Raw genomic sequence first — 12,967 nt, forward strand, 5'->3', positions numbered from 1 at the left:
AGCTTGCTCCACGATGTCGATGGCGTTATTTCAGATAGGAACGGACGATGCGCATGATCTGATCGATTTCCGCTTCGGGTTCGATCGTGGCGCCGGGCCGTCCGCCCTGGGCGGATTGGAGGAAGGTCTCCCGGAGATGGCTTTCGAGCACTTCGGCCATCAGGCCGGTGGCCGCGCCGCGCAGGGCGGCCAGTTGTTGCAGCAGCGCGCCGCATTCCGTGCCTTCGTTGACGGCGCGCTCCAGCGCCAGCGCCTGGCCCTGGATGCGGCGCAGGCGTGTTGTGACGCGCTTTTTCTCTGCGGGGGAATGGGGCACACTGGGCTCCGGTAGATACAGGGGGGGAGTATACGCAGGCATGGCGTCCGCGTCCAATGCGGGCGGCCTGTCTGTACATGTCTAGTGGCCCCTATAATCGGTTTTCGTCCAACGGCACGACACAGGATATTCCGTGGCTTCCAATCCGCCCCGGCTGCCGGCCCAGGCCAATGCCCTGCCCGCGCCGCTCTATGCGCAACTCAAGCAGATGATCGCCCAGCAGATCCGCAGCGGCGCCTGGCCGGCGCATTACCGCGTGCCGTCGGAAAGCGAACTGGTGCAGGAGCTGGGCTATTCCCGCATGACCATCAATCGCGCGCTGCGCGAGCTGACGGCCGAGGGCCTGCTGGTGCGCATGCAGGGCGTGGGCACGTTCGTGGCCCAGCCCAAGACGCGCTCGGCGCTGTTCGCGGTCAACAACATCGCCGACGAGATCGTGGCCCGCGGCCATCGCCATCACAGCCGCGTGGTGCGGCTGCTCGAGGAAGCGGCCGGCAGCGAGCAGGCCGCCGCGCTCGACATCCGCGAAGGCCAGCCGGTGTTTCATTCGCTCATTGTGCACTTCGAGGACGACGTGCCGATCCAGCTCGAAGACCGCTACGTCAACGTGCGGTTGGCGCCCGACTACCTCAAGCAGGATTTCACTCGCCACACGCCCTATGAATACCTGACGCGCGTGGCGCCGCTGACCGAAGGCGAGCACGTGGTCGAGGCCATCGTCGCCAAACCGCGCGAATGCCAGTTGCTGCAGATCGAGCGCAGCGAGCCGTGCCTGCTGATCCGCCGGCGCACCTGGTCGGGCGAGCGCGCCGTCACCCTGGCGCGCCTGATCCACCCTGGCTCGCGCCACCGCCTGGAAGGAAAATTCTCCACATGACTTCGCCAGACGTGCGCCTGTACCGCGCACAGGACTATCCCCGCATGCCATGGCGCAATGGCGGGGGCACCACGCAGGAGGTGGCGTGCAACGCCGGAGGCAGCAGCGCCGCGTTCACCTGGCGCCTGTCGATCGCCGAGGTGGCCCAGGACGGCGGCTTTTCCGCGTTCAATGGGTTGCAGCGCGTCATTACCGTGCTGGAAGGCGCGGGCATCGCGCTGACCGTCGACGGCCGCGCGCAGGCGCCATTGCGGGCGCGCCAGGCCTACGCCTTCCCGGGCGACGCGCGGGTCGATTGCCGCCTGCTGGACGGCCCCATCCGCGATTTCAACCTGATCTATTCGCCGCGCCACCACCACGCGCGGCTGCAATGGATTGGCGGCGCGCGCGACTGGACCTTCCACAGCGCGGCCACCACCGTGCTGCTGTTCAATGCGGGCGACGCGCTCACGGCGCGGCGCGACGGCCATGTGCTGCCGGAGCCGGCGCGCTACGACTGCCTGCACCTGGAGAGCGCGGAAGGGCTGGCCGAATACCGCCTGGAATCGGCCACGGTGCTGGACGCCTGCCTGATCGAGCTGCAGCCGCGCCAGGGCTGATGCCGGGGTGCGACGCCCGCCGAGCGCGGCGTCGTACGGGAAATCCCTGATCGGTAACCGGGTCCGACCAGCTTGTATATACAAGCATAGGCATCCTATGATTCCGCCAGCAGGCCGCGCATCGCGCCGCGCCATCGATCATGGAGACCGCCTTGGAACAATCGAACCGTTACCGCGACGTCGAGATCCGCGCGCCGCGCGGCAACCAGCTCACCGCCAAGAGCTGGCTGACCGAGGCGCCGTTGCGCATGCTGATGAACAATCTCGATCCGGACGTCGCGGAGAATCCCAAGGAACTGGTGGTCTATGGCGGCATCGGCCGCGCCGCGCGCGATTGGGATTGCTACGACAAGATCGTCGAGACGCTCAAGCGCCTGGAGGACGACGAGACCCTGCTGGTGCAGTCGGGCAAGCCGGTAGGCGTGTTCAAGACCCACGCCAACGCGCCGCGCGTGTTGATCGCAAATTCCAACCTGGTGCCGCATTGGGCCACCTGGGAGCATTTCAACGAACTCGACGCCAAAGGCCTGGCCATGTATGGGCAGATGACCGCCGGCAGTTGGATCTACATCGGCAGCCAGGGCATCGTGCAGGGCACCTACGAGACCTTCGTCGAGGCGGGGCGCCAGCATTACGACGGCAAGCTCGCCGGCCGCTGGGTGTTGACCGCGGGCCTGGGCGGCATGGGCGGCGCGCAGCCGCTGGCGGCGACGCTGGCCGGCGCCTGCTCGCTGACGATCGAATGCCAGCAGGCCAGCATCGACTTCCGCCTGCGCACCCGTTATGTCGACGAACAGGCCGCCGACCTGGACGACGCGCTGGCCCGCATCGCGCGTTATACCAAGGCGCGTCGCGCCGTGTCGGTGGCGCTGTGCGGCAATGCCGCCGAGGTATTGCCCGAGCTGGTGCGGCGCGGCGTGCGCCCGGACATGGTCACCGACCAGACCAGCGCCCACGATCCGCTCAATGGTTACCTGCCCGCCGGCTGGACCTGGGCCGAATACCGCGAGCGCGGCAGGCGCGAGCCCGCCGCCGTGGTCAAGGCCGCCAAGCAGTCGATGGCGGTGCACGTCCAGGCCATGCTGGCATTCCATCGTCGGGGCGTGCCGACGTTCGACTACGGCAACAACATCCGCCAGATGGCCATGGAAGAAGGCGTCGCCAACGCCTTCGATTTTCCGGGGTTTGTGCCCGCCTACATCCGCCCGCTGTTCTGCCGCGGCGTTGGCCCGTTCCGCTGGGCCGCGCTGTCGGGCGACCCGCAGGACATCCACAAGACCGACGCCAAGGTCAAGGAACTGATCCCCGACGACGCCCACCTGCACCGCTGGCTCGACATGGCGCGCGAGCGCATCCGGTTCCAGGGCCTGCCGGCGCGCATCTGCTGGGTCGGCCTGGGACAGCGCGCCAGGCTGGGCCTGGCATTCAATGAGATGGTGCGCAGCGGCGAGCTGTCGGCGCCGGTGGTGATCGGCCGCGACCATCTGGATTCCGGCTCCGTCGCCAGTCCCAACCGCGAAACCGAGGCCATGCGCGACGGTTCCGACGCGGTTTCCGACTGGCCGCTGCTCAACGCGCTGCTGAACACCGCGGGGGGCGCCACCTGGGTGTCGCTGCATCACGGCGGCGGCGTCGGCATGGGCTTCTCGCAGCACGCCGGCATGGTGATCGTGTGCGATGGCACCGATGCGGCGGCCGAGCGTATCGCGCGCGTGCTCACGAACGATCCGGGCACCGGGGTGATGCGCCATGCCGACGCGGGCTATGAGGCCGCGGCCGATTGCGCCCGCGAGCAGGGCCTGGACCTGCCCATGGTCAACGCGCAACGCTGATCCGGGGCCGGCGGCCACGGCACCACAACCGGGCTCCGCCGCGCGGCGCCCGCCAGGAGACAACGCATGGAGCAGGACAGCGAGGCGCGCAATGGGGCGCACGACGGAGCGCTGATCGAGCGGCGCTCGATCGACTTCATTCCGGAGGCCGAACGCCATGGCAGGCTCTACAGTCAGTTCACGCTGTGGCTGGGCGCCAATCTGCAGATCACCGCCATCGTCACCGGCGCGCTGGCGGTAGTGCTAGGCGGGGACGTGTTCTGGTCGCTGGTCGGGCTGTTCATCGGCCAGGTCTTCGGCGGCGCCGTCATGGCGCTGCACGCGGCCCAGGGGCCCAGGCTGGGCCTGCCGCAGATGATCTCCAGCCGCGTGCAGTTCGGCGTCTACGGCGCGGCCATCCCGATCGTGCTGGTGTGCCTGATGTATCTGGGGTTCACGGCTACAGGCGCCGTGCTGTCGGGGCAGGCCATCGGCCAGTTGCTGGGCGTCAGCGACAGCGCAGGCATCCTGCTGTTCGCCGCCGTCATCGTGCTGGTCACGGTGTTCGGTTACCGCACGATCCACATGATCGGGCGCGTGGCCAGCGTGCTGGGGCTGATCGCGTTCGTCTACCTGTTCAGCCGTGTGATGACGCTGGGCGACGTGGGCCAGTTGCTGCAGATCCGCCATTTCAACTGGACCTCGTTCCTGCTGGCGGTGTCGCTGGCGGCCTCGTGGCAGATCGCCTATGGCCCCTACGTGGCGGATTACTCGCGCTACCTGCCCAGCCGCACCTCGTCGTCCAGGACCTTCCTGGCGGTGGGCCTGGGTTCGGTCGCGGGCGCGCAGATCGCGATGACGCTCGGCGTGCTGGCGGCGGCCATGGCGGCGGGCCAGTTCGCCGGCCGCGAAGTGGCCTACATCGTCGGACTGGGCGGCGCCGGCGCCACCGCTGCGCTGTTGTACTTCAGCATCGCCTTCGGCAAGGTCACCATCTCGACGCTGAACTCTTACGGCAGCTTCATGTGCATCGCCACCATCATCAGCGGCTTTCGCGGCCATGTGGAGATCTCGCGACGCCAGCGGCTGGTGTTCGTGCTGTTGATCGTCGGCGCGGCCACCTGTGTGGCGCTGGTGGGGCAGCATTCGTTCCTGAACGCGTTCAAATCGTTCATCCTGTTCCTGCTGGCCTTCTTCACGCCCTGGAGCGCCGTCAACCTGGTTGACTACTATTTCATCAACCGCGAGCGCTACGACGTCGCCGCGCTGTCGGATCCCGATGGCCGCTACGGGCGCTGGAACTGGCCCGGCATCCTGGTCTACGTGGCGGGCGTGCTGGTGCAGATGCCCTTCATCTCGACCAGGCTCTACACCGGTCCGATGGTCGCGCGCCTGGGCGGCGTGGACATCTCGTGGATCATCGGGCTGATCGTGCCAGGCCTGCTCTATTACGTGTTCGCCCGCCGCGGGCAGACGCCTGCGCCCCACCCGACCCTGCGCGGACACGACATCGCATGACATCGGATATCCGTCCTGGAGAATAAGAAATGGATCTGCACTTGAATCCTGGCCACCTGACGCTGGCGCAACTGCGCCAGGTGTACCAGCAAGCGGGCCGCGTGACGCTGGATCCGGCCGCCTACGGCCAGATCGACGCCAGCGTCGCCTGCGTCGAGCGCATCATTGCCGAAGGCCGCACGGCCTATGGCATCAACACCGGCTTCGGCCTGCTGGCCTCGACCAAGATCGCCCGCGAAGACCTGCAGGCGCTGCAGAGCTCGCTGGTGCTGTCGCATGCCGCCGGGGTGGGCGAGCCGCTCGACGACGCCATGGTGCGGCTCATCATGGTGCTCAAGATCAACAGCCTGGCGCGCGGCCGCTCGGGCATCCGCCGCCAGGTCATCGACAGCCTGATCGCGCTGGTCAATGCCGGCGTGTATCCGCATATCCCGCTGAAAGGCTCGGTGGGCGCTTCCGGCGATCTGGCGCCGCTGGCGCACATGTCGCTGCTTTTGCTGGGCGAGAGCCGCGCCCGCTGCGACGGCGAGTGGCTGCCGGCCAGGGCGGCGCTGGCCCGCGCCGGACTGGAGCCCCTGACGCTGGCGGCCAAGGAGGGCCTGGCGCTGCTGAACGGCACCCAGGTGTCCACGGCCTACGCGCTGCGCGGCCTGTTCGAGACCGAGGACCTGCTCGCCGCGGGCCTGGTCTGCGGCAGCCTGAGCGTGGAAGCGATGCTCGGCTCGCGCGTGCCGTTCGACGCCCGCATCCACGAAGCGCGCGGCCAGCCAGGCCAGATCGACGTGGCCGCCGTCTACCGCGACCTGCTGACCGAAGACAGCGAGGTCGGCCATTCGCACGTGGACTGCGACAAGGTCCAGGACCCCTACTCGCTGCGCTGCCAGCCGCAGGTGATGGGGGCCTGCCTGACGCAGATCCGCCACGTGGCGCAGGTGCTGCAGATCGAGGCCAACGCCGTGTCCGACAACCCGCTGGTGTTCGCCGAACAGGGCGACGTGCTGTCGGGCGGCAACTTCCATGCCGAGCCGGTGGCGCTGGCGGCCGACAACCTGGCCCTGGCGCTGGCCGAGATCGGCGCGCTGTCCGAGCGCCGCATTTCGTTGATGATGGACAAGCACATGTCGCAACTGCCGCCGTTCCTGGTGAGCAACGGCGGCGTCAATTCGGGGTTCATGATCGCGCAGGTCACGGCGGCCGCGCTGGCCAGCGACAATAAGGCGCTGGCGCATCCTGCCAGCGTCGACAGCCTGCCGACCTCGGCCAACCAGGAAGACCACGTGTCGATGGCGCCGAATGCCGGCAAGCGGCTCTGGCCGATGGCCGACAACGTGCGCGACATCCTGGCGATCGAGTGGCTGGGCGCCTGCCAGGGGCTGGACTTCCGCGCCGGGTTGAAGACCTCTCCCAAGCTGGAACGCGCCCGCGGCCTGCTGCGCGAGCAGGTCGCGCACTACGAAAAGGACCGCTTCTTCGCGCCCGACATCGAGGCCGCCAGTCGGTTGATCGCTGGCCGTCACCTGAACGCGCTGATGCCGGCTGGCCTGTTGCCCAGCCTTTGAGCGCATCGACGATAAGGGGAGTACGCGCATGAAACAGATCTGGCGCAACTGCCACGTGGCGACGATGGCCGGCGGCGAATACGCCGCCGTCGAACGCGCCGCGCTGGTGACGCGCGGCCAGCACATCGAGTGGGTCGGCGCGGAAGCCGACCTGCCGCGCGGCGACGAGGCGGCCGAGCACGACCTGGGCGGCGCCTGGGTGACGCCGGGGCTGATCGACTGTCACACGCATCTGGTGTTCGGCGGCGACCGCAGCCAGGAGTTCGAACAGCGCCTGCAGGGCATGGACTACGCGGTGATCGCGGCCCAGGGCGGCGGCATCGCCAGCACGGTGCGCGCCACCCGCGCCGCCACCGAGGCGCAGTTGTACGCCAGCGCTCGGCGACGCGCGCTGCATCTGCTGCGCGATGGCGTCACCACGCTGGAGATCAAGTCCGGCTACGGCCTGGACCTGCCCAATGAGCGCAAGATGCTGCGGGTGGCGCGCCACCTGGGGCAGACGCTGCCGTTGACGGTGCGCGCCACCTGTCTGGCGGCGCATGCGCTGCCGCCTGAATTCGCCGGCCGCGCCGATGACTATATCGACGAGGTCGCGCGTCGCATGCTGCCGGTGCTGGCGGCCGAAGGGCTGGTGGACGCGGTGGACGCTTTCTGCGAGCACCTGGCCTTCTCGCCGGCGCAGGTCGAGCGGGTATTCCAGGCCGCGGCCCAGTTGGGCCTGCCGGTGAAGCTGCATGCCGAGCAATTGTCGTCGCTGCACGGCGCCAGCCTGGCCGCGCGCTACGGCGCATTGTCCGCCGACCATCTGGAATACCTGACCGAGGCCGACGTCCGCGCCATGGCGGCGGCCGGCACGGTGGCGGTGCTGTTGCCGGGCGCGTTCTACGCGCTGCTTGAAACGCAACTGCCGCCGATCGACCTGCTGCGTCGGCACGGCGTGCCGATCGCGATCTCCAGCGACCTCAACCCGGGCACCTCGCCTGCGTTGTCTCTGCGGCTGATGTTGAGCATGGCATGCACCCTGTTCCGCTTGACGCCGCAGGAGGCGCTGGCCGGCGCTACGGTCCACGCGGCGCGCGCGCTGGGCCTGCAGGCCAGCCACGGCGTGCTGGCGCCGGGCAAGGTCGCCGACTTCGTGGCGTGGGACATCGCCCATCCGGCCGAGCTGGCGTACTGGATCGGCGGCGAACTGCCCAAGCGGGTCATCCGCCACGGCGAGCCGGTCTGCGCGACCGCGCTGGACTGACGCGGCGGCGCCGGTCCGCGGCCGGCGCCGCGCGCGCGGATCAGGCCGACAGCGCCAGGCGCTCACGCGCCGGCAGGGCCGGCGGCGCGTATTCCTGCTGGCCAGCCGGCAGCCGGAAGGTGCTGACCGAATGCTGCAGGCGCTGCGCCTGCGATTCCAGCGAGGCCGCGGCGGCGGCGGCCTGTTCGACCAGCGCGGCGTTCTGCTGCGTCACCTGGTCCATCTGGGTCACCGCGGTGTTGACCTGATCGATGCCGGTGACCTGTTCGTGCGAGGCGCTGGCGATGTCGCCGACCAGCGTGGTCAGCCGCTCGATCGCCGCCTGGATTTCCTCCATGGTGCGGCCGGCGGTCTCGACCTGGGCCGCGCCGGCCTGCACCGTCGCGCCCGAGGCGCCCAGCAACTGCTTGATTTCCTTGGCGGCGCTGGCGCTGCGTTGCGCCAATGAGCGCACTTCGCCCGCCACCACGGCGAAGCCCTTGCCCTGCTCGCCGGCGCGCGCGGCTTCGACCGCCGCGTTCAGCGCCAGGATGTTGGTCTGGAAGGCGATGCCGTCGATCACGCCGACGATGTCTTCGATGCGCCCCGAGTCCTGCGCGATTTCTCGCATCGTGGCGACTGCGCTCTGCACCGCGGCGCCGCCACGGCGGGCCACTTCCGACGCCTCGGCGGCCATGGCGTTGGCCTGGCGCGCGTTGTCGGCGTTGCTGGTGACGGTCGACAGCAACTGTTCCATGCTGGCCGCGGTTTCCTCGAGCGCGGCGGCCTGTTGCTCGGTGCGGCTGGACAGGTCCTGGTTGCCGGCGGCGATCTCGCTGGAGCCGGTGTTGATTTCAGCCACGCCGTCGCGCACCGAATGCACCGTCCGCACCAGGCTGGCCTGCATTTCCTGCAGGTAAGGGATCAACTGGCCGACGCAGTTGTTGCCAAACGGGGCAATGGGCGCGGTCAGGTCGCCCGCGGCGATATGCTGGAAGTGGCGCTTGACCACGTTCAATGGCCGCTGCATGAAGTGCACGACATAGCGGTCGCCCAGCACCAGCAGCAGCAGGCTGACGCCCAGCACGATGCCGATGCCCGCGAACGCTTCGCGGCGCTCGGTCATGGACCGTTCGATCAGGGCCTCCTGGCGCTGCCTGGCGTAGGCCTGGTAGTTTTCGATGCTTTTGCCGAAGGCGCGGCTGGCGGTGACGACCGGTCCGGCGGCGTGGGCGCGCGCCTTCTCGATGTCGTCCTGCGCCAGGAAGTTGCGCTGCACCGCGATGCCGCCATTGACCAGCGCATCGAAGTCGTTGCGCAATGGGTCGAGGATCGACGCGGGCGTATCGTTCTTGGCCGACTCCAGGAATGCCTGCTGGTTCTTGCGGGCTTCCTCCAGCGCCGCGTCGATCGCGCGGCCTTCTTCGGCGGCGGGCGCGGCCAGGCCGTCGCGGGCGTATTCAAGCTGCCGCGCCAGCCGCAGGCGGGCGCGCATGATCTGGTCGTTGATGAGGGAAAGCGAGGAAACTTCGTTCAGCAGGTCGTTGCTGGCTTCGAGGGCGTCGCTGGCGTGGCGCAACCCGTTCACGCTGATGGCTGCCTGGCCGGCGAACAGGACACTGATCAGGAGCAACGTGCTCAGGATCATGCGGCGGATGGTGATGTCTTTCAGGAACTGTGTCATACGCGTCTTTCTTGGGGGTAGGAGACTGCCTCACCCCGGACAACGGCCCGGCCCCTTTGATATTTAGCGCGTGTTGCACATCTTACGTATGTGTCGGCCTGTCAGCGATATATAACGACATTAACCGCAATAAAAGCGTCTTTTCATCGCGTGGCGGGCGTTTCGGCCGGCTCGATCGCGCCAAAGCGCAGCCGCGCGAAGCTTGCCAGGCTGGCCAGCGCGGCGCACAGGCCGCCCAGCCACAGCGCGATCACGGCGCCGTGGGTGGTTGACACGTTGAAGCAGGCGGCCACCAGCGCCGCGCCGGTGGCCTGGCCCAGCAGCCTCACCGTGCCGATCATGCCGCTGGCCCCGCCCGCGCGCGAGGGCGGCGCGGAGGTCATGATGGCGCGCAGGTTGGGCGACTGGAAGAAACCGAAGCCGGCGCCGCACAGTGCCATGCGCCAAGAGATGTCCCAGGCCGAGGGCGCGGCCGGCAGCAGCGCCAGCGACGCCATGCCCAGGGCCAGGAGCGCCAGCCCCACGCCGCCCAGCATGCCGGCCGGATAGCGGTCGGACATGCGCCCGGCGATGGGCGCCATGATCGCCACCACCACCGGCCACGGCGTGATGAGAAAGCCGGTATGCACCTGGGTGTAGCCGAGCACCGTCTGGAACAGGAACGGCAGCGACACGAACGCCAGCGCCTGCGCCGCGAACGCGCACACCGCGGTGGCGGCGGACAGTGCGAACAGCGGTCGGCGCAACAGGTCCACCGCCAGGATCGGCGCCGGGTGGCCGGCCTGGCGCCGCATCAGCAGCCACAGGCTGGCCGCCGCCAGGCCCCATTCCAGGGTGACGCGCGGCCACGGCGCGCTATGCGCCAGTTCGTTCGAGCCGAGCACGAACAGCCCCAGCGTCATGGCGCACAGCGCCGCGGCCAGGCCGTCGAAGCCGTGCGGCGCGCGCGTGGTCAGGGGCAGGCCGCGCAGGCCCAGCGCCACCGCCAGCAGGCCGATCGGCACGTTGATCAGGAACAGCCAGTGCCATGACCCCAGCAGCAGGATGGTGGAGGCCGCGGTCGGCCCTGCGGCGAACGACAGGCCCACCACCATCGCGTTCAGGCCCATGCCGCGGCCGAGCACCGGGGCCGGATAGATGAAGCGCAGCAAGGCCGCGTTCACGCTCATGACGCCGGCCGCGCCCAGGCCCTGCAGGATGCGGGCCGCCACCAGCACCGGCAGGGAGGGCGCCAGCCCACAGGCCAGCGAGGCCAGGGTGAACACCACGATGCCGACCATGTAGACGCGCCGGTGTCCCAGGATCTCGCCCAGCGCCGCCGCCGGCAAGAGGCCCGCGACCATCGCCAGTTGGTAGCCGCTGATGACCCAGATGGAACCCGCGTCGCTGGCCTGCAGGTCGCGAGCGATGGTGGGCAGCGCGGTGTTGGCGATGGCGGTGTCGAGGCTGGCCATGCAGACCGCCAGCATGACGGCCAGCAGCGCGCCCAGGCGTTCGGACGCGGGCAGGCCGCGGCCCGCCGGATGGATGGTGTTGCTTGAGAAGGAGAACATGAGGAGACGCGCGGCGAAACGCCGGGGCCGAGGGCTGTGGGCGAGCGTTGATTCTAGTGCGACATGTCGATTCAACGCTTCGTCAGCCGGGCGGACGTGGCCGTGCCGTGGGCGCCCGGGGCGGCCAGCGCGCCGGGACGGCACGCGCAATGGCGGACGCGCGGTGATTATCGGCCGCTCGGCATTAATGCGACCGGGCGGTCACGCGGCGGCGTCGGAATAATCATCAACGAATAATCCCGCGGCCGGGATTTCTCTCGTTTCTGGGAACGCCGGTTACTAATTGAAATTGTCCTGTGTGCTGAATTACAACAAAATATCCCATCCCGGATTAATCGTGTTTTCATAGAGATAATTCAATTCGTTGTCCGGGATTCTTAATCCGTCTGGTGAGAAGTGGTAAGCGATGCGAGTTTGAATTTAACCAAATTGTGCCCGGCCACTTTATTCGCCGTACCATGGTTGTTATGCAGGTCTGACAGTGCAGCAGTATTTCGTGGGAGTGATTCATGAAACGCTTGTCCTTGTGCGCGACGACTCTGACTTTGACGCTTGCGGCGGCCGGCGCCCTGCCCCAGGCGGCGCTGGCTCAGACCACGGCCAACATGACGGTGACGCTGACCATTACCGCCAATTGCACCATCGCCGCGAATAACCTGAGCTTCGGCAGTCACGGCCTGCTCACCACCGCGGTCACGGGAAATACCACGGTCAACGTGACCTGCACCAATACCACGCCCTATACCGTCGGCCTGAGTGCCGGGACCGGTTCGGGATCCACCTTCGCCACCCGTTATATGAACGGGACCGCGACGGGCAATACCGCCAGCACGGTGCGATATCAGTTGTACCAGCCCGCGCCCAACCAGACGGTGGTCTGGGGCGATACCGGCTCCAGCGATCGCGTCGGCGGCGTCGGCAATGGCTCATCGCAGGCGCTCACCGTGAACGGCACGGTGCCCGTGCAGAGTACGCCGGCGCCCGATACCTATTCCTCGACCGTGACCGCGACGGTGTATTTCTAGTGGGCCGCCCATTCGCGGGCCGCCCATTCGTGGGGCGTATCTTCCGCATACTGGTCGGCGCGGTTTCCGCCTGGAGCGTCCTGGCCGTGCCGGCGCGGGCGGCGACGCTGCAGATATCGCCCGTGCTGGTGGACTTGCAGCCGCAGCAGAGCGCCACCGGCATCATGCTGCGCAATCCGGGCGTGACGCCCGTCTACGGCCAGGTGCGCGTCTACGCCTGGGACCAGGCGCAGGGTGAAGACGTGCTGACGCCGACGCAGGAGATCCTGGCCAGCCCGCCGATCATCCAGGTGCCGCCCAAAGGTGAACAACTGGTGCGTCTGGTGCGTGCCGGCAAGGAACTGGCGGCGCTGGAACAGAGTTACCGGCTGGTGATCGACGAGATTCCCGATCCGTCCACGCCAATGGTCAATGGCGTGGTGCTGCGCATGCGCTACTCCGTGCCGGTCTTCGTGGCCGGCGCCACGCCCGAGCCGGTGCCCGAGCTGGCCTGGCACCTGTCGCGCCAGGGCAAGGAATGGGTGCTGCGGCTCGACAACTCCGGCACCCGTTATGCGCAGGTGGCGTCGCTGCAACTGCTGTCCGGCGCCGACGCGCCGCTGGCGAAAGTGGACGGCCTGCTGGGATATGCGCTGGCCCGCCGCGAGCGGCTCTGGCGCTTTCCCGCCAAACAGGACGCGGCCGGCCAGATCAGGATCCGGGCCATGGTGAACGGCAGCACCGTCACCGTCACGCCGCGAGTCGACTGACTGATTGCGTCCCGCGCCGCCCTTTTGGCGGCCGTTGGGGTAAGAGAAGGC

11 protein-coding genes are annotated in these 12,967 nt (G+C 68.3%); 8 read left to right on the forward strand and 3 right to left on the reverse strand.

The window, feature by feature from the left end; translation table 11 throughout:
* Positions 1-25: 25 nt before the first annotated feature.
* Positions 26-316, reverse strand: coding sequence for a metal/formaldehyde-sensitive transcriptional repressor (locus ACUDCK_RS01360; RefSeq protein ID WP_006392430.1), 291 nt, complete (start codon positions 314-316; stop codon positions 26-28).
* 133 nt (positions 317-449) lie between these two features.
* Here ACUDCK_RS01360 and hutC point away from each other — a divergent pair, with 133 nt between their 5' ends.
* The 6 genes from hutC to hutI all read left to right on the forward strand — a co-directional run bounded on the left by hutC (position 450) and on the right by hutI (position 7,926).
* On the forward strand, positions 450-1,193 hold the full coding sequence (gene hutC, locus ACUDCK_RS01365) for a histidine utilization repressor (RefSeq protein WP_175167250.1): 744 nt from the start codon (positions 450-452) through the stop codon (positions 1,191-1,193).
* Positions 1,190-1,792, forward strand: coding sequence for a HutD/Ves family protein (locus ACUDCK_RS01370; RefSeq protein ID WP_175167249.1), 603 nt, complete (start codon positions 1,190-1,192; stop codon positions 1,790-1,792). The genes hutC and ACUDCK_RS01370 overlap by 4 nt, the downstream gene beginning before the upstream one ends.
* Before the next feature lie 140 nt (positions 1,793-1,932).
* Positions 1,933-3,624: a urocanate hydratase gene (gene hutU, locus ACUDCK_RS01375; RefSeq protein WP_410546377.1), complete on the forward strand. Its 1,692-nt coding sequence runs from the start codon at positions 1,933-1,935 to the stop codon at positions 3,622-3,624.
* A gap of 66 nt (positions 3,625-3,690) precedes the next feature.
* Positions 3,691-5,121, forward strand: coding sequence for a purine-cytosine permease family protein (locus ACUDCK_RS01380; protein ID WP_054503671.1), 1,431 nt, complete (start codon positions 3,691-3,693; stop codon positions 5,119-5,121).
* A 29-nt stretch (positions 5,122-5,150) separates the two neighbouring features.
* Entirely contained in the window at positions 5,151-6,680 is a 1,530-nt protein-coding gene (gene hutH / locus ACUDCK_RS01385) for a histidine ammonia-lyase (RefSeq protein WP_054503670.1), read from the forward strand.
* A gap of 28 nt (positions 6,681-6,708) precedes the next feature.
* A complete protein-coding gene (gene hutI, locus ACUDCK_RS01390; RefSeq protein WP_064527225.1) occupies positions 6,709-7,926 on the forward strand; it encodes an imidazolonepropionase in 1,218 nt (405 codons plus the stop codon).
* Between the two features lie 40 nt (positions 7,927-7,966).
* Here hutI and ACUDCK_RS01395 read toward each other — a convergent pair whose 3' ends face one another.
* Both ACUDCK_RS01395 and ACUDCK_RS01400 read right to left on the reverse strand, forming a co-directional pair.
* The gene (locus ACUDCK_RS01395; RefSeq protein ID WP_054503668.1) at positions 7,967-9,589 is read right to left on the reverse strand and encodes a methyl-accepting chemotaxis protein; all 1,623 of its coding nucleotides are present in this window, start codon (positions 9,587-9,589) and stop codon (positions 7,967-7,969) included.
* A gap of 143 nt (positions 9,590-9,732) precedes the next feature.
* Positions 9,733-11,142, reverse strand: coding sequence for an MFS transporter (locus ACUDCK_RS01400; protein ID WP_054503667.1), 1,410 nt, complete (start codon positions 11,140-11,142; stop codon positions 9,733-9,735).
* A 509-nt stretch (positions 11,143-11,651) separates the two neighbouring features.
* On the opposite strand from ACUDCK_RS01400, the gene ACUDCK_RS01405 reads away from it, so the two are divergent.
* The gene (locus ACUDCK_RS01405; protein ID WP_064527227.1) at positions 11,652-12,167 is read left to right on the forward strand and encodes a Csu type fimbrial protein; all 516 of its coding nucleotides are present in this window, start codon (positions 11,652-11,654) and stop codon (positions 12,165-12,167) included.
* A 29-nt stretch (positions 12,168-12,196) separates the two neighbouring features.
* The gene (locus ACUDCK_RS01410; RefSeq protein ID WP_217481217.1) at positions 12,197-12,916 is read left to right on the forward strand and encodes a fimbrial biogenesis chaperone; all 720 of its coding nucleotides are present in this window, start codon (positions 12,197-12,199) and stop codon (positions 12,914-12,916) included.
* Positions 12,917-12,967 lie beyond the last annotated feature (51 nt).

This window comes from Achromobacter sp. CF-sbj1-Ac2-l, from assembly GCF_052698165.1.